The sequence below is a fragment of the Photobacterium marinum genome, from assembly GCF_000331515.1.
In the GTDB taxonomy this organism is placed as follows: domain Bacteria; phylum Pseudomonadota; class Gammaproteobacteria; order Enterobacterales; family Vibrionaceae; genus Photobacterium; species Photobacterium marinum.
Genome location: NZ_AMZO01000025.1, coordinates 82,473 through 107,176, shown reverse-complemented (window position 1 = coordinate 107,176; position 24,704 = coordinate 82,473). Strand labels below are relative to the sequence as shown.

17 protein-coding genes and 2 pseudogenes are annotated in these 24,704 nt (G+C 42.1%); 15 read left to right on the top strand and 4 right to left on the bottom strand.

Annotated elements, in window-relative coordinates:
- Positions 1-11: 11 nt before the first annotated feature.
- Together C942_RS16900 and C942_RS16895 are read left to right on the top strand one after the other, a co-directional pair.
- Positions 12-4,346: an RHS repeat-associated core domain-containing protein gene (locus C942_RS16900; protein WP_007467933.1), complete on the top strand. Its 4,335-nt coding sequence runs from the start codon at positions 12-14 to the stop codon at positions 4,344-4,346.
- Positions 4,347-4,356: 10 nt separating this feature from the next.
- On the top strand, positions 4,357-4,779 hold the full coding sequence (locus C942_RS16895; RefSeq protein ID WP_036800711.1) for an SMI1 / KNR4: 423 nt from the start codon (positions 4,357-4,359) through the stop codon (positions 4,777-4,779).
- 107 nt (positions 4,780-4,886) lie between these two features.
- On the opposite strand, the gene C942_RS24750 is transcribed toward C942_RS16895, so the two are convergent.
- A complete protein-coding gene (locus C942_RS24750) occupies positions 4,887-5,585 on the bottom strand; it encodes an IS1 family transposase (RefSeq protein WP_007467928.1) in 699 nt (232 codons plus the stop codon).
- Between the two features lie 426 nt (positions 5,586-6,011).
- Here C942_RS24750 and C942_RS16885 point away from each other — a divergent pair, with 426 nt between their 5' ends.
- From C942_RS16885 to C942_RS25765, 4 genes and pseudogenes are all read left to right on the top strand, one after another.
- The gene (locus tag C942_RS16885) at positions 6,012-6,464 is read left to right on the top strand and encodes an HNH endonuclease signature motif containing protein (protein ID WP_007467923.1); all 453 of its coding nucleotides are present in this window, start codon (positions 6,012-6,014) and stop codon (positions 6,462-6,464) included.
- Between the two features lie 3 nt (positions 6,465-6,467).
- Positions 6,468-6,944: an SMI1/KNR4 family protein gene (locus C942_RS16880; RefSeq protein WP_007467921.1), complete on the top strand. Its 477-nt coding sequence runs from the start codon at positions 6,468-6,470 to the stop codon at positions 6,942-6,944.
- A 102-nt stretch (positions 6,945-7,046) separates the two neighbouring features.
- A complete protein-coding gene (locus C942_RS16875; RefSeq protein WP_007467919.1) occupies positions 7,047-7,490 on the top strand; it encodes a Rhs family protein in 444 nt (147 codons plus the stop codon).
- Positions 7,412-7,738: pseudogene (locus tag C942_RS25765) on the top strand (RHS repeat domain-containing protein); the annotation flags it as partial. The gene C942_RS16875 and the pseudogene C942_RS25765, both read left to right, overlap by 79 nt.
- A 79-nt stretch (positions 7,739-7,817) precedes the next feature.
- On the opposite strand, the pseudogene C942_RS25800 reads toward C942_RS25765, so the two are convergent.
- Positions 7,818-8,010, bottom strand: a pseudogene (locus C942_RS25800) (IS1 family transposase); the annotation flags it as partial.
- 197 nt (positions 8,011-8,207) lie between these two features.
- Between C942_RS25800 and C942_RS16865 the strand changes: the two are divergent.
- From C942_RS16865 to C942_RS16825, 9 genes are all read left to right on the top strand, one after another.
- Complete coding sequence (locus C942_RS16865) at positions 8,208-8,408, top strand: hypothetical protein (protein WP_036800706.1); 201 nt, start codon at positions 8,208-8,210, stop codon at positions 8,406-8,408.
- A gap of 463 nt (positions 8,409-8,871) precedes the next feature.
- Positions 8,872-9,345, top strand: a complete 474-nt coding sequence (locus C942_RS25760) for a hypothetical protein (protein WP_036800703.1) — start codon at positions 8,872-8,874, stop codon at positions 9,343-9,345.
- Positions 9,231-9,701 (top strand): immunity 49 family protein, encoded by a 471-nt coding sequence (locus C942_RS16855; protein WP_232428190.1) that lies wholly within the window; start codon positions 9,231-9,233, stop codon positions 9,699-9,701. Before C942_RS25760 ends, C942_RS16855 begins: the two co-directional genes overlap by 115 nt.
- Before the next feature lie 522 nt (positions 9,702-10,223).
- Positions 10,224-12,302 carry an RHS repeat domain-containing protein gene (locus C942_RS24435; protein WP_007467909.1) on the top strand — a complete coding sequence of 693 codons (2,079 nt, stop codon included), beginning with the start codon at positions 10,224-10,226 and terminating at the stop codon, positions 12,300-12,302.
- 14 nt (positions 12,303-12,316) lie between these two features.
- Complete coding sequence (locus C942_RS16845) at positions 12,317-12,727, top strand: hypothetical protein (RefSeq protein ID WP_036800701.1); 411 nt, start codon at positions 12,317-12,319, stop codon at positions 12,725-12,727.
- Between the two features lie 806 nt (positions 12,728-13,533).
- Complete coding sequence (locus tag C942_RS16840) at positions 13,534-14,190, top strand: hypothetical protein (protein WP_007467907.1); 657 nt, start codon at positions 13,534-13,536, stop codon at positions 14,188-14,190.
- Between the two features lie 235 nt (positions 14,191-14,425).
- Positions 14,426-15,049, top strand: a complete 624-nt coding sequence (locus tag C942_RS16835; protein WP_051035848.1) for a lytic transglycosylase domain-containing protein — start codon at positions 14,426-14,428, stop codon at positions 15,047-15,049.
- Between the two features lie 233 nt (positions 15,050-15,282).
- Positions 15,283-15,765 carry a DUF3015 family protein gene (locus tag C942_RS16830; RefSeq protein ID WP_007467906.1) on the top strand — a complete coding sequence of 161 codons (483 nt, stop codon included), beginning with the start codon at positions 15,283-15,285 and terminating at the stop codon, positions 15,763-15,765.
- Between the two features lie 69 nt (positions 15,766-15,834).
- Entirely contained in the window at positions 15,835-17,694 is a 1,860-nt protein-coding gene (locus C942_RS16825) for an Lnb N-terminal periplasmic domain-containing protein (protein WP_007467904.1), read from the top strand.
- Between the two features lie 72 nt (positions 17,695-17,766).
- Here the strand turns inward: C942_RS16825 and C942_RS16820 are convergent, their stop codons facing one another.
- Positions 17,767-20,655 carry a C25 family cysteine peptidase gene (locus C942_RS16820; RefSeq protein WP_007467902.1) on the bottom strand — a complete coding sequence of 963 codons (2,889 nt, stop codon included), beginning with the start codon at positions 20,653-20,655 and terminating at the stop codon, positions 17,767-17,769.
- Between the two features lie 744 nt (positions 20,656-21,399).
- Entirely contained in the window at positions 21,400-24,264 is a 2,865-nt protein-coding gene (locus C942_RS16815) for a C25 family cysteine peptidase (protein ID WP_036800699.1), read from the bottom strand.
- Between the last annotated feature and the right edge of the window lie 440 nt (positions 24,265-24,704).

The following is a 24,704-nucleotide window of genomic DNA, read 5'->3' as shown; positions in this document are numbered from 1 at the left end:
CTGTAGGACGTATGGAAGGAATCAAACAACTGCAGCTTAAAGCCAATGATGGCAAAGCCTATCAATTCAGTACGGTCAAAACAAAGAATGTCAGTACATCGGCGTCTGAATTTTCGACGATACAACTGGCTCGACTTTTGATCGAAAAATTCACGGGTGTGATGCAGCGGCCGGGTGCTGATTTGCTGGCTGTACTGGGTATGTTCGATCATTGTGCAGAAATCGGAGCTAGGTCTGTCGGGTCGATAGTTAGCTCTGATGCAAAAGAGTTATTGGCTAAAGCATTGTTTGAAGGGCGGTTACATGCTTACGAGTTGCCAGTTATAGATCCTGTAACTATCCCCGAATCGAAGACGGAAGTTAATAACTCATCATTACAGAATGAAGCCCGAACCCATGGTGGTGAATTTGAAGTTGAGGAAGTCGGTGAGGATAGCGTAAATACTGAGGCCGTTTCTGTTTCAATTGACGAAATGACCTGTGCTGGAGATCCTGTATCTATGGTGACAGGGGAGGAAATTCTTAAGCTTATTGATATTAGCTTATCGGATAAGAGTGTTTCAGGGGATACCGAAATCAACTGGCAACGCCTGTATCGTTCGGGACTCAGTTCTCAGAATGTCGGTTTAGGGTATGGCTGGCGTAGTAACTTCCATTTTGAGTTAAAAAAAGATCCTGCATTGGAGGATGGCAGTTATCAATGGCGATTTATTGATCAGGAAGGTCGGACGCTGTTATTTGATGATGTTGCACCGGGAGCTATTAGTTATCAGCTAACCGCCGGTGCATCGTTATTGCATGACCGACATGGCTATTACCTATTGACTTTAAATGATGGTCGTCAACTTCGTTTTGTTAGTCACCGTGAACGCTGGGTGCTCGATAAGTTAAGAGTCAATGAAACTCTTAACTTTCGTTTTGAGTATTCCTGTGCCGGCCGGCCTATTCGATTGAAATCCAATACGGGACGGGAACTTACGTTTCGTTATGATGCTGGTGGATATTTGGTTGAAGTTCAGGCTCAGGTTAATGAATCAGATGAGCCTGTGGTTTTGGCTTCGTATGAATATGATGCGCATGGCGACTTAATAAAGGCCAGTAACCGACAACAGCAGGAAGAATTATACCGTTACAACGGTCACCTTTTGATTCAGCGAACACGACCTTCTGGTTTTAGTCATTATTTTAAATGGCAGGGCAAGAGGGATGAAGCTTGCTGTATCGCTCAGTGGGGTGATGATGATTGCTATCAATATCAGTTTGAATACGACAAAGAAAATCATGCTGCAATTAGTACAGACAGCCTGGGTAACCGTTGGCGTTATATCCACAATGCAAAGGGAAAGCTGCTGCAAAAAGTCTCGCCATTGGGAAATGTATGGTGTTATGAATATGACCACCATGGCCTGAAAACTGCTGAAATCACACCTGACGGTACCGCAACTTATTATCGCTATAATGATTTCGGTCAGCTGTGTGAAATTCAAGCTCCGGATAAGAGTAGAACCAAATACCACTATAACCGTTTAGGGCAAATTGCCCGAATCATAGATGGCGAAAACCGGGAGTGGGTAAATGACTACAATAGTTTTGGTCGTTTGCTTAGTCAGCAAAGCCCCGATGGAATAGTGAAAACGTATCAATATGATCATCATGGCAGAATTACAACTGTAACATCGTCTGACGGTCAGGTGCTTCAGTACTGGTGGGATAAACAGGGGCGCCTGGTTGCCGCTAAAGACAGAGATGCCGTTACCCGTTACAGCTATGATGAACTTGGTGAGCTGAACGGAATTATCAATCCTGATGGTTGGGTTATTCAGTATCGCCGTAATACAGCGGGTTTAGTCACAGAAGTTATTGAATATCAGCATGACATGCCCTCCAATAGCCGTTCATGGCATCTTGAATACGATCAAGCCGCAAGGCTGATTGCCTCAACTGACCCGCTGGGTCGCACTACCTCCTTAACTTATCAGGGCTTAGCTCAGCCGGTAAAACAAACCCGGCCTGACGGAAGCTGGCTGGCATTTTGTTATGACAAAGAGCGGAATCTGACTGGAATTGAACGCAGTGACGGCGTCACTTATAGGCTTGAGTATGATGGTGAAGAACGGATAACCAAAACAGTCGGTTTTGATGGTCGTGTACAGGAATATCAGTATGACGGACAGGGCCGTCTGGCTTGTCTTGCCGAACAAGGCGAACGTTTCGTTAAGCTGATACGGGATCATAGTGGCCGGGTTATTGAGCAGTTAAGTGCAACTGCATCAGGCATTCCTTTTTCTAATCACTACCAATACGACAAAGCTGGCCGCCTTGTTCATGCCAATAATGCTGAGCGTAAAGTCAGTTTCCTTTACCATACGAGTGGAAAGCCAGCAGAAATCTGGCAGGATAACTGGCCGATAAAACATGAGTATGATTCAGTAGGTAGGCGGGTTCTTACTCAACTGCCCGATGGCAGTCAGATAGATTACCGATACAGTGAAACTGGATTACTGTCTGGGATTTATTGGCAACAGCAACAGTTACTAAGTCGTCATTTTGATAACAGCAACAGAGAAAACCAACGACATTATGGCAATGGTGTTTCTCAAGTGCAGGCCTTCAATAGCAAGGGGTTATTGGTTGAACAAAGCTGGCAACAAACTGACGGATTGCAGCAGCGTGTTTATCAGTATGACCAGGCAGATCAACTGGTTGGCATTAAAGACAGCGAGTTGGGTGATACTCGCTATCAGTTTGATGAACTGAAACAGCTAATTCAGTGCACACAACTCAATAATGATGTGCCGTTTACCCCGGACAGCTTCGGTAACCCATGCGGTGAAGATATTCAGATAGAAGCCGACAGGTTATTGAAGTGGCAGGAAAGCCAGTTCAGCTATGATGCGTATGGTAACCAATCCCGTGTTTATCGACCAAGCGGCCATGAGCAGCGCCAGTTTAACGGTTTAAACCAGCTTACCGGCGTCAAGGTTGGCGGCAAGTATACCCAGTATCAGTATGATGCTTTAGGTCGTCGAAGTACGAAAATCACCGGACATCAGTGTACGGATTACTTGTGGGATGGTGATCAGCTCATTGGTGAACACTGCAACGGTGAGTTTACCTGGTATATCTACGAGCCAGACGGCTTCAGGCCCGTTGTCTTAATCAAAAAAGGATTGGTTTATTATTACCACCTTGATCATCTCGGAACACCACTTCAACTAACAGATTCACAAGGGAACGTCGTTTGGCAAGCGGAGTATTCTGCTTATGGAAAGGCAAACCTGCGCGTTGCCACTATTAATAATCCACTGCGATTTCAGGGCCAGTACTTCGATGAAGAGACCGGCCTGCACTATAACCGCTTCCGTTATTACGACCCGGATTCCGGCCGCTTCATCCATCAGGATCCGATAGGCCTGCTCGGTGGTCTCAACCACTACCAGTATGCGCCTAATCCTGTGCAATGGATTGATCCGCTGGGGTTGAGTTGTAAGGAAGGGGGGGCAGCCTTAGCTACGGCTGCCAGAGCTGTCCCTTACAGGCCAACATTAAATGTACTAAGCAACAATGTAACCAAATTAGCTACGCAAGCTGCAGCAAATGATGCGCTTTACATAACTGAAAGGTCATTATTAGCCGAGTTAGCACCAGCTCTAGGTCGATTAACAACTGCACTTTCTGCGCTGTTTTACAGTTCATCAGTTGGAGGCGAGTTAGAACAATACCAAGCAGCAGATGGAACGGTATACAGTAAATACAGCAGTGAGCTGTTGTTCAAGGCAGTAGCACCTGGTGGGGAAACATGGTTTGCCGATAATCTCCAAGATGATATTAAGTACCGTACTTGGCTCGCAAACGGTGGAGACGGAAGCTATGAGGAATGGCTCAGTCAGGGCAAACCTGATAGTCTTGATGCCGGAGGGAATATAGATGCAGCTGAAACTAATTATGTGTATTTTAATAGAACACATAAAGATTCGTTACCAAAACCTAAAGGTCGAGGACCTAATGGCGGAAGATTACAGTCTCATCATGGCCTGCAGCAACAGTGGGCAAAAGAGAATATTTCTGAATATGACTATGATGCGAGTTTAGCACCGTCTATTACAATTGAAACAGGTAAAGGTTTTCCGCATACAGAAATAAGCAAACGACAGAATGCGAGAAGAGATGCGAGGATAAAAGCTGGTGAAGGTAAGTGGAGTTCAAGTTTACAAGATGAACTGCAATTCATTGTTGATGATATGAGAGCTGCGGGTTTTAAAAAGAAAACCATAGAAAAAGTACTTCAGCAGCAGTATAAAATGTTGGATAAACTAAAAATTCCTTATCAGAAAATAGATTATTAAAGGATTCATAATGAGTATATTAGATAGAATAAATCCATGCTTTAGAATTGATGCGAATGAACCTGCTGCAAATGAAAATGAATTGCAGATGTTAAAGAGGTTCAGTGCTATAGATATTCCAGCTGATTACTTAAGTGTAGTCGGTGAAATGACTGAAGTGGAAATATTTGTAGATGGTGGAAATTATTTTAGGATTTGGAGTCCATCAGGTTGTATTGAAATGAATGAGGAATATATGGTTCAAGATTATATTCCAAACTCTTTAGCAATTGGTGATGATGAAGGAGGGTCTGCTTTAATTATTATGACTGGAAATAAAGGATACGGCCTTTATAAAGTTGGTTTTGGTGATTTGGATGTAGATGATGCCGAATATATCTCTGCTTCTTTGAGCGAACTTCTCATAGATGGTTTCGGAGCCCAAGTAATTTAGCATTATACTCAATCAATTTGAAGATGCAGGCTTTAGCACCTGAAAATCATCATTAATTCGAGACGCCAATGAGTCTGCAATCTCTGGCAGATTTACAATAAAAAAAGTCATGATTCCAAAGCGTTGAAGTAGTACCTTTCAATAAAAGTACCGATGACTTTGTCATGCATTTCTTCTGATTTTGAAAAACAGATTGTTTTACGCATGAGTCGCTTGAGCCGTGTTCTTAGGGTGAGGTTTTGTCGCTTTATTCTTTGCGTGTAAGCCTTTTCGGTAATGTGTTTCGATTCTGGCAAGTAAGACTCATACGGAGAAAAGTTATCTGTACAGAAAAATCGAACTTTAAATGGTTTCAGTAATACCAATAGCTTTAGTAACGTAGCGGATGTGCGGCGACCAAAAACGTAAGCGATAACTCGTTTAAATCGGGGCTCCCAAGCGTACCATAACCAACGCTGGTTACTCTTTTTTCCCACGAATGACCATTGTTCGTCCACTTCACAGATTAGCTGAATATTATTGAACGGAATATGAGTTATTTGCTTTGGTTTGAGTTTTTTAAAGTGCTGGGTATTAAGCCCAATACCCAGCACTCTGCTGGTATCTCTTACACCAGAACCGTTCATTGCCATCTTCACAACTTGCTCTTTGATGCCTTCTTTATGAGCGGTGTAGGTGTAGTCGAGTTGGAAGGTTTTCTTGCAGTCAGTACACCGAAAGCGTGGATGGCCGCCAGAGCCGATACCATGTTTATAGACAAAATCGGGTTTCTTACAGAAGCGGCATTGAACGTCAGTTTTAGGCATAGAGTAAGCCCCTAAAACTTATATTGTAGACCCTTCATCCACGCTTTGATGTCATTACCAAATCTTATAGGGTGTCGACGTTTCTGTATGTAGTTCCAAACAATTTGTCTCCGCATAGGATTACAGTAGATGGGCTTTGTTGCGTAATTCGATGGGATTTATCATGCGAGTGGAAAGCCAGCAGAAATCTGGCAGGACAATTGGCAGACAAAACATAAGTATGATTCAGCAGGAAGGTGGGTTATTACACAACTGCCCGACGGTAGTCAGATTGATTACCGATACAGTGAAACTGGATTACTGACCGGGATTTATTGGCAACAGCAGCAGTTACTAAGTCGCCGTTTTGATAACAGTAACAGAGAAAGTCATCGTCACTATGGCAATGGTATTTCTCTGGTGTAGGCCTTCAATAGCAAGGGATTATTGGTTGAACAAAACTGGCAACAAATTGACGGATTGCAGCAGCGTGTTTATCAGTTGATGACATCACAAAGTGGAAAACAGTTTGTTGAGATTCCATATAAACCAGGCCCTCCTGATGGAGATAGGTACCCGGATTTTACTAATTACATGTTTGAAGAAGTACAGATTGCAAGCATGACAGGTTTAGCTGAAAAACATATTGAACCACCTGAAATAGGTGATTTTTCAAAGGCATGGGAACAGCTTGAAGAAGAAAACGGCTCTGGTTATGTTGATAGTGAGTACGGTATAATAAAGAGAGTTAAAGGTGAGCGAGAAGGTAGTTTTCCTGATAAAAGCCCACGGGGCTATACATGGCACCATGTTCAAGAGGGAGAAAAGCTACAGCTAGTTGATAAGAATGTTCACGCTATTTTCACCCATAAGGGTGGCGCTTCTATATCAAGGGATTAATGTATGCTGAAGACGATGAATGATGTCGGACCAAAACTGTCAGAATTTGAACTTGATAGTTTAGAAAAAAAACTTAAAACAAGGTTGCCCAAGGACTACCGTGATTTTCTGCTGCAATTTAATGGAGGGGAGCCTCAAGAGGATACGATTGATTTTGACGGTGACAAAATCAATATCTCCGGCGCGTCCATAGGTTATTTTTATGGATTGGGAACTGGTTCTGAGGATATTCAGGTATGTATGGAGTTAATTGGTGATATCATTCCTGATGGTTTAATCCCATTTGCAGATACTCCTGAAGGGAACTATTTCTTAATTTCAACGCGCTCAGATTCTGAAAATTATATTTATTATAAGGATCATGAGGTTGAAGATACTGTAGATTTTAGTGAACAAAATAACAAACTGCCCGAAAGCATTGTTAAAGTTTCCTCCTCTTTTAGTGATTTTATAAATCAATTATACGATTTGAATGATTAAGTTATTTTGTTATAGAAAAGTGTTGCTCAATAGTTCGATATAGAATTGATTCCACTGCTATAGCCGCACCGGCGTTGTTACCAATACAATGACGGCAACCAGTTGGTCGGGATCCAGGATAGCGAGCAGGGAACCAGCGAGTATCAATTTGATCCGCTTGAGCAGCTAAGCCTTTCAAAGCTTCCCACGGGTGAAGAAGCATTTTCTTTTGATAGTTTCGGTAACCCCGAAGGGGAAGATACCGACGTCAGCGATGACAGCTTACTGAGTTTTCAAGGCAACCGCTACAGTTACGATATATTCGGCAATCAGGTACGGATGCAGAGCCCGGCAGGCTACCAGCAGCGCCAGTACAACGGGCTTAATCAGCTGACCAGTGTCAAATCCGGCGGCAGATATAACCAGTACCAGTACGATGCCCTCGGACGCCGAAGCGCCAAGATCACCGAGGGCGGGCGAACCGATTACTGTGGGATGGCGAACAGCTCATCGGCGAGCACTGTAACGGAGAATATACCTGGTACCTTTATGAGCCGGTTACGTTAATTAAGCAAGGGCAAATTTACCATTACCATCTCGTTCATCTCGGTACACCGCTCAAGCTCACGGATAGAAGCGGTGCTGTAGTATGGGATGCGCAATACCAAACGTTTGGTGCTGTTACGTTAAACGTCGAAACTTTCAGTAACCCGTTGCGCTTTCAGGGCCAGTACTTCGATCAAGAGACCTGCCTGCACTATAACCGCTTCTGTTATTACGATCCGGATTCAGGGCGGTTTATTCACCAGGATCCGATAGGCCTGAGTTGTAAGGACGGAGAAGGTAAGCCGAGTACGTTAAAAGTGGTGCATTACGGGTTAAGTAAAACCTGTTACTGGTATCCCTTACACCGTAACCATTCATCGCCTTTAATGCCTTCTTTATGGGCAGTGTAGGTATAGTCAAGTTGGAAGGTTTTCTTACAGTCAGTGCACCGAAAGTGAGGATGGCCGCCAGAGCCGATACTATGTTTATAGACAAAATCTGGTTTCTTATAGAAGCGGCATTGATTGTCAGTTTTGGCCATAGGAAAAGAACTAAAACTTACATTTTAGACCCTTCATCCACGCTTTGATGTCATGACCGGGTTTTTTACCTTTTGAAGAAGTGTTGGAAATGGAAATCGAAAAAGTCATGTAGATTCAAAGAATATCTCTTTATGAATCAATCCGGCGAATTATTTGAACGGGTAAAGGAAAAAGATATGAAAGAGTATAGGATTTAATGATGAATATACCTAATGAGAAACTCATTAACATAGTATTATTGTTTTTAGAGTGTAAAAAAGTGAAGGAGAATCCTTGGACTGAATTAGCTTTTGTATTTGAGTTTGATGAAGGGCATGTGTCAAATTCAGGTTATTTATATAATGGTGATGCAATAAGGCCAGCAACAGCAAAATTGAAGATTCACCTGTTCTTTTAGGTAATACTCTTTTGGAGCTTAGATAGCTGGTTTATGCTGAATGTGGTCATAAATTCAAACAACTTCTATTTCAAATGGAATTTGAAACCAAGCGTTTTAAAATTGATTTTGAATTTGATGACGCGAAACGTTGGGCGATTACACCAGGGAATATGTTAGAAATGAGAGAGAAGTTACGTCCTCAATTTGACTGAATATAATTCATTCCAGTTTTAGGCCTTTTTTCTTACAACGCCTAAAACTGGATATCAGTCCGCAAATCAGGCCGGGAGGTTACTTTGCGGAATAACTAGCCAAAGAACACTTCTGCACGATAATCATCGTTCTAAACGGCTTTTTAGCTTGTGCCGCATATCCTACACATCTTAACTGATTAACTGACCTGCTGGGTCGTACAGAAGGTAGAAGGTGATAACCTGAAGCCATTTGTACAGATATCAAAATATAAAAATCAGGTACAAACATGAATAAACGAGTACGTAAAGAGATTAAGTTTCCCGATTTAGTTGGACGAAGAATAACTCGCCACGAAGAAAAGCGAGATTTTTTACTTTCATCATTAGTTACGCGCCCTGATTTGTTGACTGAGTTTAACAATGTGCTCAATACTGCAATTGCTGCTGATGGTTTAGGCGAGCGTGACGAGCTGACGGTGCAATACTTCCAGCTAGCTCTGGAACTGGGAGTCGCACACTTTATCAGTGCCTTCGAGTTGCCCGTCGATTACGAGGTGACCTATTTGGGAACCACTTACCCTTACAGCAAAAAAGCACTAGAGCATCCAGGGATCCAGACCAGTGGCTTAATTTACTCCACTTGGCCATTATCTTACGCAATAATGAAGCGTTACGGATACTGTGCGGCATTCCTACTCGTTGGATGGCAGATGCCCATGTCCATTCAGATGAAACCGACTTTACATTTGTTGATTTTATAAAGGGCCTTTTCTCGCCGGAAGCTGATATTGGTTTGTTACTGGTTAAGGCGATGGAAGCTACCGACCCGGAAGGTATGCATCCGGAACGGGCCGATTATATCTTGAATACGCGAGTGCCGTTGTTGGCATTGTATCGGTGTTTTTTGTCAGATGAACAAGAAGAGTTTGCCGAAAAACTCGATGAAGCCCTGAAGTCGCATGAAGATTGGTGGTCAAATGATGCGAGCGATCCAGAAGGTTGGATATCCTTAGAACTTGTAGCGGTTTTGGCATTGGCATACATGAATAAGGGTTGGACAGTGCCAGTCGAGTCCGACTATATCCCACAGTGGCTGGTGACAGGTAAATACCTGTAACAGATGAGCATACTTGGGGTTAATACATCCAGTGACTAATGTTTTTGGCAAGATAATGGTCTTGCCATTTTACAAATTTTCGTAAATTAGCCCCTCTCCAATAGCCGTTCATGGCATCTTGAATACGATCAAGCCGCAAGGCTGATTGCCTCAACTGACCCGCTGGGTCGCACTACCTCCTTAACTTATCAGGGCCTAGCTCAGCCGGTAAAACAAACTCGGCCTGACGGAAGTTGGCTGGCATTTCGTTATGACAAAGAGCGGAATCTGACTAGAATTGAACGCAGTGACGGCGTCACTTATAGGCTTGAGTATGATGCTGAAGAACGAATAACCAAAACAGTCGGTTTTGATGGTCGTGTTCAGGAGTATCAGTATGACGGGCAGGGTCGTCTGGTTTGTCTTACCGAACAAGGCGAACGTTTTGTTAAGCTGATACGGGATCATAGCGGCCGGGTTATTGAGCAGTTAAGCGCAACAGCGTCAGGTATTCCATTTTCTAATCACTACCATTATGACAAGGTGGGCCGCCTTGTTCATGCTAATAATGCTGAGCGTAAAGTCAGTATCTTCTGCTATGAGTGTGGAAAGCCAGCAGAAATTTGGCAGGACAACTGGCTGACAAAACATGAGTATGATTCAACAGGAAGGCGGGTTCTCACTCAACTGCCCGACGGTAGTCAGATAGATTATCGATACAGTGAAACTGGATTACTGACCGAAATTTGTTGGCAACAGCAACAGTTACTAAGTCGCCATTTTGATAAAAGCAATAGAGAAAAGCATCGAAATTATGGCAATAGTGTTTCGCTGGCGCAGACCTTCAATAGCAAAGGGTTATTAGTTGAACAAAACTGGCAACAAACTGATGGATTGCAGCAGCGTGTTTATCAGTATGATCAGGCCGATCAACTGGTAGGCATTAAAGACAACCAGTTGGGTGATACTCGCTATCAGTTTGATGAACTGAAACAGCTAATTCAGTGCACACAATCAAATAATGATGTGCCGTTTACCCCGGATAGTTTCGGTAACCCGTGCGGTGAAGATATTCAGATTGAAGCTGATAGGTTGTTGAAGTGGCAGGAAAGCCAGTTCAGCTATGATGCGTATGGTAACCAGTCCCGTGTTTATCGCCAAACCGGCCACGAGCAGCGTCAGTTTAATGGTTTAAACCAGCTCACTAGCGTCAAGGTTGGCGGCAAGTATACCCAATATCAGTATGATGCCTTAGGTCGGCGAAGCGCGAAAATCACCGGACAGCAGTGTACGGATTACCTGTGGGATGGTGAGCAGCTCATAGGTGAACACTGCAACGGTGAATTTACCTGGTATATCTATGAGCCAGACAGCTTCAGGCCCGTTGCCTTAATCAAACAGGGGCTGGTTTATTATTACCACCTCGATCATCTCGGAACACCACTTCAACTAACTGACTCACAAGGGTACACAGCTTGGCGGGCAGAGTATTCTGCTTACGGAAAGGCAAGTCAATACGTTGCTAGCGTCAATAATCCACTGCGATTTCAGGGCCAGTACCATGATGAAGAAACCGGGCTACATTATAACCGATTCCGTTACTACGATCCGGAAACAGGGAGGTTTATTCACCAAGACCCGATTGGTCTGCTTGGTGGTATTAATCCGTACCAGTATGCACCTAATCTGGTGCAATGGGTCGATCCGTTGGGGTTGAGTTGTAAGGAAGATAAGGTTTCATCCTTTAGTGCGCTTAATAAAAGAGTAGCTATTAATGAATTTGGAACTATGGATCCTATCAAAGGATGGGCTAGTAAAGGTTTCGTAAAAACAATGATTAGCGATGCTACTTTTGGCATTGTATATGGAGAAACAAGCTCTATTCCTTTCCTTCGAGCAGACCCTATCGATCGTGCAGATATGGAAGCTTATGAAGAAGTGGCAGGGCTCGAGCGTTATGCGTCCATTTTTATTCCGACAGGTGCTGCTAACTTCACAAAAGGTGCATGTTCAGAGGGTATTCAACTAGCTAAGTCTTCAAACATGGTGCGAGATTTGGCAGATAGTGTTGATGAGGTTGTTCCAAACAGCACTACTGCGTTAGACTTTGTTTCTACTTGGACAGGAAAGCAGCGTTTTGACGCGACTAACCTGACAGAAGAACAAGTTAAAATTGCCACAACAAAGGCAATTCGAAGAAAACTTGGACTAAAGACAAATTCAGATGGTCAGCTTGTAACAGAGGCAGCTCAGACAGAAGCGCTACTTTCTACATTGGCTATCTGGCGAAGAAATCATTATGCAGCAGATGTTGATTTCCAAGTTTTAGATACTAAGTTACAGGGGACTATTATTCCCAGTTCTGTTTCTAATCGAGTTCGTCAACTTAATGTTAAAGATCTAAGTGTAAATCAACGTTTATATGGTCAAAGCCAGTATATTAGTTCAGTAACAGGGGCTCCTTACGAGTACCGTATACCGGATTTCTACCACACAGGGACAAAGACTATTTTTGATATTAAACCAGAGGGTACAGCATTGTCTGGACCGCAGTATAATGACTTTAAGAGCTTTGCTGATACAGATGATGTCCGTTGGATTTTCTATGACAATAAATTTTAATATTGAGAGCAGATATGTTAACTAAACAAAAAGTATTGCATTTGATTCTCTCTCTTTTAAAGGCTGGAGAGATTGAACTGTTAAAAAATGGTTCGCTTTTAAGATGCGAATCTTGTAGTGATGTAGATAAGGAGAAGATTAAAACGGTCGGAATTTTGATGGCTGAGATTTATGACTCATATGATTATTTTTTATCGCTAGAGTTCTTGAACTCAGTGGATGGCAAGTCGGAAAAATACCGAGAAATGAAAGTTAAGATGGAGTCTACTGCGCCAAAGAAACAAAAACATAAAGAGGAGTTCATGTCATCTGTTCGGGAGTTGCAAGATAGTCGGAGGATATATGATCTTATACAGCCTTCCGTTTACGAAAAGATGGATGAGGTTGTACGATTATTATCGGAATTGAATTTAGCCTCGAAATAGGTAAAGCCCGATAATTAAGTGATAGCAGTATGCTACATGGTTAGAGCATGGATGCACATTTGTGAAGCCAAACTAAAAGTCACGCTCTTCATGGCAATCTACAACGTCGGTTCAATGGTGTAAATCAGCTCATTCGTCTGAAAAAAGCAACAGGTATAAGACAGTATCTGTGTGATGGTAACCATCAATACTTGTTATTGATATAATCCTTTCATAAAGGGAGCCTGATCATGACTCGCGAAGACAAAACACAGCTACGGTAAGAACGTTGCAACACTAGAAAGAGAGCGATCTGAAAATTGCTTCCTTGTGTGAGGGCTATGATGGACTACAGTTTAATTCTTTGTTGAGTTACCAGGTGAACTTATGGCAACGCTAGAAGTCCGATGCCGTTAGTGCTCTCAGACTAAATCAATTCACAAGAACCCTATGCCCGTATCATCAACCGCCTAAAAGGGTATAACTTCAAATAAACATATTTCCCTGCCCATCGGTGTGCATTGGCATACGATATTAACAACGAGTAAAAACGGGAGTTGTATGTTCAAAATCTGAATTGAAGGAAAGGACGATGACAGTAGTTATGTTGAAGTGGGCTTTTCTGGTTTTGAGAAGATGGTTATTGAATGGAAATTATTTCTTGAACAAGAATGGGACAGTTATGATTGCTGAGTTTTTTCTGATCTACAGTTACACAACAAATACTACCACTTATCCATCCAAATGAGATCCTCGTCGCTGTTTTTTGCAACTACCTATTTAATGATGATAACCATACTTAGGAGTTGTATAAGTAGAAATGCAGTATGGATAGAGCAGTAAAGAAGAATAATCAAGCGTTGTTGGATAAGCTTGTTGCACACTTTGGTATCACTCGTTTTACTAAGGATGGAGGGTATATTTTACCGGATGGGCGTTTGTTGGACTTGCAGCGATCAGATATGGACAAACGTCAGTACCACAGAGCCATTGCTGCTTTGCTTCCACAAGAGATGCACGGTGCTTGTGATGAAATCACCATTGTTAACCTGATGGCGGCAACTGGAGTGATTCGCTATGAATCCAGGGGAAGAGTGCATGTTGCTGCGGAACCAACCCAAACTCAAAGGCGTAAACTGTTCGATATAATGAAATACAGCGTCCATCCTTATCGGGTAATTGCCTCCGACGCTAATGGTGCCACCATTGGTGATCAAATGTTTCAATCGCCTCAGGCTCATGAATTACTTCACTTCTTTAATCATTGCTTTTCAGGACCGCAAAGACAATATCGAGAGGATGAGTTTTGTGTAATGCAGGAGCATAACGACTATGTTCTTGTTTTTCGCCCGGAAAACCGCATTGTCGGTTGTTATTTTGTAAACAGCACTACTTATACTATGGAACCTGGCTTCGACGCTGTACTCACGTTGTTTAAGAATAAATTAGCGAAAATAGAGATTCGTTATCCTTCAATTACTTAGATTAGGCTGACAGAGGTCATGAGAAAGATTTTGATGCTTTCCTCTGTCTTTTGACTTTAACTAGAACTTTATTAAGATAAATATCTACCATTAATTCCTCAAGTAGAGGGATCATCTTTCTTTGGCTGATGCTTTTTTGACCTCTATACCATGGCAATAGATTGTTTTACACTCAGTGGCTACTGATGTGTTACAGCTACGTTTGACAGTTTTCGGCCAAAGGTAATCCCATCCAATGAGGAAGCATTTTTTTATCTCTCTGATGTTCTTTCCCGCTTTTGTGAAAGCTACACCGGATAATAGTATATTGTTGAATCTTATTGCTGGTGGACAGAAATCGAGTAATCAATCACTGTTTAGTGATGGAACAACGGAATGGCGAGGAGGGTTGTATACAGACACTAAAATGCCTAAGAAGCCAAAATTTTACGATTTGGCGTTGCGGTATACACGTAAGTATGACGTTCCACTTTCATTGGTTCTGGGGATAATTGAAACTGAGTCAAACTTTAACCCTAATGCTGTCAGTCATAAAGGTGCTAAAGGGTTAATGCAGCTGATGGATATGAATTCACGCTACTGGAAAATAGATCCATTCATTCCTGAGCAGAATATTAAAGTCGGCACTGCGATGATTTCTCGTTTATTGGGTAAATATCAGGGAAATATCGATCTTGCATTAGCTGCATATAATGCTGGAGAGGGGAATGTGAGAAAGTATCGGGGAATACCTCCTTACAGGGAAACTCAACAATATGTCATCAAAGTAAAGAGGAAAATGAGAAAATATGATGACTATAATCCTCCGCAGTCACTTGAGAATTATAGTTTGTTTTTAAAAAAACATAACGAGAGGTGAATTTACAATTAAAAATGGTCAAAAAAGCACCTTGTGAGTTCAATAAATAATCACAGGTTGATTTCGTACGCAAATTATGACTCAAAATCACTCATTTGAATATAATAATTACTTTGTATATTGAAATCTGATTCACTAACTGGCCTAATATAAAAACAGTTTCAATGTAACATTGAACTCTGCGCTATAAGTAAAAATATCTTAGCTATATTATTGTTGTTTAAGGAAATAAAATGAAAAAACTATTTGCAGTGGCTGCTATTTCTCTTCTGCCGTTTGGTAATGCAATGGCTGATCAGGACATTGGCTGTGGTCTGGGTTCTATGCTACTTGAAGGCCAGAAAGGTAAGCCAATGAAGATTCTTGGCGCTACTCTGAATGGTACTTCTGGTAACCAAACTTTCGGTATTACATTTGGTACTCTTGGCTGTGATGGTAGTGGTGAAATTACTTCAACTGAAAAACTAGCAATGTACATCGATGCTAACATGGATACACTTGCACGTGATATGGCTCGTGGTGAAGGCGACAGCCTAGCAACTCTATCTGAAGTATGGGGTATTCAAGAAGCTGATAAAGCACACTTTGCAGCTGTAGTTCAGTCTGAGTTTGCGAACGTGTTCACTTCTACAGACGTTACTTCTGACGAAGTACTAAATAACATCAATGGTGTTATTGCAAATGACGCTAGCCTAGCCGGTTACGTACTGTCTTAATATAGCTGTTTCTTTGTATAAAGCGTCCTCACTTCATTGTGGGGGCGCTTTTTCTATATATGGTTACCCATGCATATACCCTCTACCTTTAAGAATTTAATCTCACCATTGGTCATTATTTCTGCATCATTGTTATCCACAGATGTAATAGCAGAAAGCTCGAATTATGATGAACTTGCTCAACATCCTTATTGGTTGAAATTAGGGCATTACCACCCCAATATTTTATCTGGCTGGCAGAGTCAAATAGATAGTTCAGACTTTTTCATCTCTCCTGAAGGTAAAAAAGATCCCTTATCAGAATTAAAAGCAACGTTGGATAAATTTAACAGTGATGAGTTTGAGCTGTATGCATGTATGTATCCGGCTAGATTTAACTGGTTACGCGAAAAGCTACATCTCAATCAAACAATGCCAACTTGTCCTGATTTGGAAACCTGGAAGTCAACACTTAACCCAAAAGGTTTGACGATGGTGTTTCCGACAGCATTTATAAATAACCCTGAATCTATGTTTGGGCATACCTTACTGAGAATTGATGCCCACAATCAGACCAAGAATAGTGAACTTGTGGCTTATGCTGTTAATTTTGCTGCAGATCCGGACAGTTCAGATAATGCTGCGCTATTTGTAATCAAAGGATTTGCCGGCAGTTATCCTGGTTATTTCAGTGTTATGCCATATTACCGGAAAGTTAAGGAATATAACGATCTGGAATCAAGGGATATTTGGGAGTTTCCGTTAGCATTATCTGAAGACGAAGTTGAAAAAGTGATATTGCATTTGTGGGAGCTACAACCGGCAGTTTTTGATTACTTTTACATGGATGAAAATTGCTCTTATCAGTTATTGTCTCTATTACAGTTAGCAAGAGAAGACCTTGATCTTGTAAGTGATTTCGAATATTCGGCTGTACCATCTGACACTATTATTGCATTAAATAATCACGGATTAATTAGTGATGTGAGCTATCGAGCTTCATACGGTACACGTCTGTTACATTTTGCCAGTCAACTAAATGAAGATGAACTAAATGTGGCCTCAGAAGTGATGGGGGGAGACACACAAAGCCTAGAGCAATATGATGCTATTAGGCGTGCTGCAATTCTTGAGATGGCTTATGAGTGGCTGAATTTCAGATTTTATGATGACCCAAACCTTGATCGAAATACAGCAATTGAAACCTTGAATAAGTTATTGATAGAAAGAAGCAGACTAAAGGTCAAATCACCATATTCTTCACTTTCAGAACCGGATTTTTCACCAATTGAGTCGCATGGTTCTCGCCGTTTAGGAATTGGATTTACTTCAAAAAAAATTGCTAATGACCATTTAAATATAAACTGGCGTGCCACATATCATGATTTATTAGATCGTTCCGGTGGTTTTGTTCCGGGTGCAAGTATAAGTTTTTTAAATACTGAATTGAGCGTGGATTCTGAGGGGGACACCAAGCTCAATAAGTTATACTTTGTTGATGTTAGCGCTCTGGCACCAGATAACAATATATTTAACAGTATTGCATGGAATCTGCGAACAGGTTTTGATCGCCAGCCTGATGATAATGAATGGAGTGAAAGGTGGTTTTTACGAGGTGGAATCGGAAAAGCTTGGGGAGACTCCAATCAACTCCATAGTTATATGCTGCTCTCTGGAGAAGCAAATACAGGCAAAATCACGAATGATGATCTCAATGCTGCTATTGGCATAGATGCTGGTGTTGTTGTGCAGCTTAATAGTGATAATAAGATGCATATTAACGCTCAGGCTTATAAGCTGTTTGATGATGATGTTGACTATCATAGTAAGCTAACAATTGGTTGGCAGTGGTCTCCTGCTCGACAATGGGGACTTCGTAATGAACTTGGTTATCAAGAGTGGAATGGATATGATGCTTTTGGCAAGTTGACCATGTATTACTACTACTAAATCGAACAGTAAGACAAAAAGAAAGGGGGCAAATTATCTTGCCCCCCTTTTTATTATTTTAAGTTTCCTACATTAACTACGACCTTTTACAACAATGGTATTTGTTGAAGAAGATGTTTTGCCTTTGTCATCTGTCACAGTAACTTGGAACTTTAGCGTAGTGTCATGACGTGGTGTCAGCGCGTAAGCATAGCTTTCGTCTGAGTACGCAATTTCGGTAGCAGGGCCTGCAATTTGAGTCCACTTATAGCTGACAATATCGCCGTCATTATCTGATGATTTTGTTGCATCTAGAGCAACCCATTCAGAGTACGATGCAGTTTTGTCACTACCTGCGTGCGCAACAGGGGCTTTGTTGTCGTCATCATAAAGACCGTTAACATATACTGTTTGAACCGCAGAGCTTGTTTGGCCGTTTTCATCAGTAATTGTTAGTTGGAACTTTAACGTTGTGCTGTAATACGGCATAAATGCGTAGGAGTAGTCGTTGCCAGGATAGGCCAGACGTACTTTAGGGCCTGCGATTTGCTCCCATTTATACTGTACGTTGGCACCTTCTTGGATTTCTGACTGAGTGCCATCCAGGATAATCCACTTGTAGCCAGGAGCCGTAACTTCTGAGGCAACACGTGCAACAGGTGCGTTTTGTTCGCCTTCGACTTTGATTTGACCTTCATACGCTTTGGCATTGTGTTCTGTAACAGTAACAGTCATTGCCTCAGTGCTTTCTAGCTCAAAGTGAGCGACGCCGTTTTCGTTTGTTGTCGCGATGAATGAATCGCCAGATTCAGATACCAGGGCAACGCGGGCATTTTGGATACGGTCATCACCGTTACGAACAACTACGTCAAACGTTGCAGACTCGCCATTGCTTGCAAATTCAGCCGGATGAGTGACGGTCAGTTCTTTAGGGCGTTCTGTTCGAAGTTCCAGTTCCGGATCGCCGAACCAGTTAAAGAATCGGGATGTTTTAATCGCTGTACTGTCATGCACACCATAGTACGAGAATAAACGTTCTTTCGCACGGTTTAGTGCCATAGCCGGACGCCATGAAACAGGGTAGACATCACTTGACCATGTACCGTCGTAATCATCCCAGAAGCTGTCCATGATACCTGCGTGCATCATGTCATTGTAACCTGAGTAACTTACACGGACTGCACCGGTGAAACCGACTGCACCACCATTCGGATTACGCATCCAGGATTCGGCAAAAGAGTCTTTACCATCAAACCAGCCTGTTGCACAGTTAAGGCTGAATACTACAGGTGCCATGTTACCGTTTGTCAGTGCATTAACATGCTCCGTAACAAAGTGAGGGTCAGCCCAACCACTACCGTTTCCATAGCCGTGGTCACGGTGCATCACAAAACCAACGCCTTGGTTGATTGCATTGGCAATATCAAAACGGTCACCATTGCCTTGAGCCTTCCATGCCTGAGGTACTGTTCTTGGTGGCATGATTCGGGCAGTACCGTAACTTAAGCGTGTAAGTCCTTTATATTTCAAATCTTTCTTTAAGTCGGCATCCCACTGCAAAGCAGTGTGGATCTGGAAGCCTTTGTTAAATAGGTCACCAGGTCCGTTAAAGAAGTCGTAGTCCGGGCCAAGGAAGTCAGCAACACGATGTAGATCTTCCATGAATAAGCGGTCAGCTTGAAGGTTGCGATCATCAGTGTCCTGGAATTGACCAGCTAGCAGAACATGGTTGTAACGATTAGAGTCAACAGGGTTTTTCTCGTAAGCCAGTGTACGGTTAACCATGTTGGTAATTTGATCTTCTGCATCACCAGGGAAACGACCAATCACCAAGTCTGCGTACTTATCTGAACCATCAACTAATGTATATTCATAGTCGGTATGCCATTTATGGTTTCTGCCACCATGAGCACTGTGACCAAGGATTTCGTAAGCAGGAACATTTTCATGGTCGCCAACAAGTAAAACATACGATGTCATAGGACCATTTTCATAAGCATCTTTGATGTATGCTTTAATTTTTTCTTGAGTATTTCCCGTTTCAGTAATAGTGGCTACGTGAACGTTGTAACCTTTCTTACGTTTCCATGCTGCTAGTGGTTCAATGGCATTTCTGAATGCATCTGCAGTGATGATCAAATAGTCGGCTTGTTGAGCAGCTGTCAGTTCTTCGTTATTTTCCTGACGGGCTGGAGTAAAAACCGCATCGGCTTTTTGCTCGGCTTCTGGGCGAAGGTCAATAACTGAATTTGAAGGTGCATCAAAATCTAATTTATCTTCGCGATTTTGTGTTTTACTGTCAGGTAAAACATAGTTAATGTGGAAACGTACTTTTTTAGCAAAGCGTACAGTTTCATTTATCGGATTGAAATCAATAGGTCGGTAGTCAATTATTGCGTAGCTCTTACCACGAACACGAATTGTTTCAATGACTGATACAGGTGAAGGAACTGAATCAGTGACCATCTGATATGCTTCTTCATCTTTGACGAAAGGCATATTTTGATCAGGACGTGTACCATCTTCATTAACAGAGTCTGGTAATGGAAGTTGGACTGGATCGACCATCATTTCGCTATACGTGTCAGACCATTCAATGTCTTCTACAACGATATCCACTTGAGCACCATCAGGGATGCGAACCATTTGCTGGTAGCCAGTAAGGTTTGGCAGGCCAGGTTCTGCAGGGCTACCGCCATCAGGAAGTAAGATACGGTTGTAAATATTACCATCGGCCATTTTTACCTTGCCCATGGTCAGTGAAGTTAATTTAGCTTCAAATGACGTCGTGCTACCTTGTTGGTTAATAACAGAAATATAGCTTTCCGGTTGAGCCATTCTTACTGCTGGAGCAGAATCATACACTTCGTCAAAGTGAATGACTTTTTGGTCAAACATTGGTGCATCAGCGTGATGAAATGCAAATGTTGGTTGTGAAAACAGAGCGAGGGTCAAAAGGAGCCTCGTTTTATTTAACTTCATTATTATCTCCTGTAACTGTTGTGTGTTGTAGAAATTGAAATACCTGCGTTAAATGCAGTTGTTACAAACTTGATTAGGCTTTAATAAGTTGAAGAGTCTGTGATACTCATTCAAATTAATTTCTTGGCTTGTTTTTGAAGTCGGTTTAAAAGGTTTCGGAAAAACGATTTAATATCCTAAAAATAAACATAACGAAGAATCGCATGTATAAAAATACAATGCGGCTGATGTCAAGTTTTCAGTGAGGTACAAACTTTTAATTAAGTGTGCACTTAACTAAATACTCTTGATGATTTTTAATGGCTATATAACTAATAAGGTTAAATCGGTTGAGAGATACTTAAAAGCCCTATTTATTGGTTTCTGTTATGTGTTTTCTGGTTGTTATATATATCACGAATAGAGAAGTGCGCCGTAGGTGTTTGGATTAATAATTATGTTTTGTATAACAAGTTAGATATTCCTCGCAGTTTTTTTTCGTATAAACTTTTGGTTTTGTCCTAATGATGACACGTATGAAGTATGGTTTAATTTCTCAAGGCGCTTTAAATTTAAGCGATATTATTTAGTTAATAGATGACTCAATATATTAAACCATCATATCCAGTCGAAATATTGTGATCTTCACCGAAAAATAATTTGTGAAGGAGTTTTGTGCAGATTTTAATTGCGGACGATAAAAAAGGGGAATACCGAATGGTATTCCCCTTTGTGTACTGTGCTGTATTTAAACGTTAGCCTAAATTAACGACGACCCTTTGCAACAACGGTATTTGTTGCAGAGGACGTTTTGCCTTTGTCATCTGTTACGGTTAGCTTGAACTTAAGTGTCGCGTCGTAACGTGGTGTCAGAGCATAAGCGTAATCGTTATCAGGGTAGGCAATTCGTACAGTCGGACCAGCAACTTGAGTCCACTTATAGTTTACAAGTTTGCCATCTGGATCTGCTGATTTTGTACCGTCAAGGGCAACCCACTGAGATGTTGAAGCCACCTTGTCGGTACCAGCATCAGCAACAGGAGCTTTGTTATTGTCTTCCTGACCGGTAACAAACACAGTTTGAATCGCAGAACTGCTGCGACCAGCTTCGTCAGTTACAGTTAACTTGAATTTCAGCGTTGCACTTTCATAAGGCGTCAGCGCGTAAGCGTACTCATTGCTTGCGTAATCAATACGAACTTTTGGTCCTTCAACCTGTTCCCACTGGTAGTGAACTTTTGCACCTTCTGGTATTACAGATTTTCTTCCGTCCAGTACAACCCACTGATAACCGGGTACAGTCATATCTGCGGCAACTTTAGCTACCGGGCCATCGCCGTCAACGGTAATCTGGCCTTCGTAAGCTTTTGCATTGTGCTCTGTTACAGTTACAGACATTGGTTCGTCTGTATCAACCTCGAAGTGAGCAACACCGTTTTCATCCGTTGTTGCAACGTGAGATTTACCAGATGCAGAAACTAAAGCAACACGTGCATTTTCAACGCGTTCTTCACCATTACGAACGACGATATCAAATGCTGCAGAAGCACCGTTTGTAAATTTACCAGGGTGGGTAACGGTCAGCTCTTTTGGACGTTCAGTACGAAGTTCCAGTTCTGGATCACCGAACCAGCTGAAGAAGCGAGCTGTATCAACGGCTCCGCTATCACGCATGCCGTAATGAGAGAACAAACGCTCTTTAGCTCGGTTAACTGCCATCGCCGGACGCCATGATACAGGGTAGATAGCACTAGACCACGCACCATCATAATCGTCCCAGAAGCCATCCATAATTGCCGCGTGCATCAGGTCGTTGTAACCGGAGTAGCTGACACGAGCTGCACCGGTAAAGCCTACAGCACCACCATTAGGGTTACGCATCCAGGATTCAGCGAATGAATCTTTACCGTCGAACCAGCCAGTTGCACAGTTAAGGCTGAAAACAATCGGCGTCATGTTACCGTTGGTCAGCGCATTAACTTCTGTAGCAGTAAAATGAGGATCTGCCCAGCCAGAGCCATTACCGTAACCGTGGTCACGGTGCATTACTAAGCCGACACCCTGGTTGATTGCATCAGCGATATCATCTTTATCGCCACTTCCCTGATCCTTCCAAACCTGAGGAACGACTTTTGGTGGAACGACACGGGCAGTACCGTAGTCCCAGCCTTCATATTGCAATTCCTTGCTTGTATCAGCATCCCATTGCAGGGCAGTGTGAATTTGATAGCCTTTGTTGAAAAGATCGCCTGGACCATTAAAGAAATCGTAATCAGGGCCGAGGAAGTCAGCAACACGGTGCAAATCTTCCATAAACATACGGTCAGCAACAAGGTTATGATCATTACTGTCTTGGAATTGGCCTGCTAACAGAATATGGTTGTAACGGTCAGAATCTGCAGGAGTTTTCTCGTAATTCAGAGTACGGTTAACCATACCAGTGATCTGAGCTTCGGTATCACCGGAGAATCGGCCGATCACAAGGTCAGGGTATTTATCAGCGCCGTCTACCAGAGTGTATTCAAAGTCAGTATGCCATCTGTGGTTAGGGCCATGATAACCGTGACCGACGATTTCATACCCAGGAACATCTTCATGGTCACCAACGAACAGCACATATGAAGTCATTGGGCCTTTTTCATAGGCATTTTTAATGTATGCCTTGATTTGTTCCTGAGTATTACCGGTTTCAGTGATTGTTGCTACGTGAACGTTGTAGCCTTTTTTCCGTTTCCAGGCTGCTAAAGGTTCGATTGCGTTTGCGAAGCGGTCGGCCGTGATAATCAGATAGTCGGCCTGTTGTGCAGGTGTCAGCTCTTCATTATTTTCCTGACGGGCTGGGGTAAAAGCGGCGTCGGATTTTTTCTCCGCTTCTGTTCGAAGATCAATAACTGACTCTTCAGGATTTGTGAAGTCTAACTTATCCTGACGTTTTGGTTGTTTGCTTTCAGGTAATACATAGTTGACGTGGAAGCGAACTTTTTCGGCGAAACGGACGGTTTTCTTAACTGGGTTGAATTCAATTGGCCGGTAAGAAATCACCGCGTAGCTTTTGCCTCGAACACGTACTGTATCCACAACGCTTACTGGCGGCATTACGGCATCAGTAAGCATGTTATAGGCAGCATCATTTTTGACAAATGGCATGTTTTCTTCAGGACGGGAACCATCCATCTCAACCACGTCAGGGAATGGAAGTTGAACAGGGTCGACAATCATATCTGAGTAAGTGTCAGACCATTTTACTTCATCGATAACAACGTTAAGCTGTGCACCATCAGGAATGCGAACCATTTGCTGGTAACCGGTAAGGTTTGGTAGCCCAGGTTCTGCTGGGCTGCCACCATCTGGTAGCATGATTCGGTTATAAATATTGCCATCAGCCAATTTCACTTTGCCCATAGTAAGCGATGTTAACTTCGCTTCAAATTGAGCACTGTTGCCTTGCTGATTAATGAGTGAAAAGTACTGACTTTTTTGTGTTAAGTCGGCAGCCGAAACGGCATCGTACATTTGATCAAAGTGAATGACTTGTTTGTCAAATACCATTCGATCTGTATGGTTGTCAGCAAAAGTGGGGTGTGAAAATAGAGCGAGGGTTAAAAGGAGCCTCGTTTTATTCAATTTCATTATTATCTCCTGTAACTGTTATGTGTTGTTGAAATTGAAACTCTGCATTTAGTGCAGTTGTTATAAAATTGATTAGGCTTTATTAGGTTTGAGAATATGTGATTCTCATTAAAATTTTACTGTGCTTATTAACTCCTTTTTCTTTGTTGATTGAAATGCAAATAACAAGCGAAAAGATGGTTAAAAATGAGCGCAAAAAACTTCGCATGTATATATCAATACTGCGTTGAACTAATATCAAACTTTTATTCCGTCATCGCTTGCTCATGCAAATCGATTGTCAACTAATGATAATGAATTAATCTATTTGTTACTTCCTTGTACTTTAAATTGATATGACTTTTCAATTGGGTTTGTTCGTTTCACGAGCAACTCAATAAGGTATTGCTATGTTTTTAATGCATATTATGTATACCACGAATATAGGAGTCTGCCGCAGA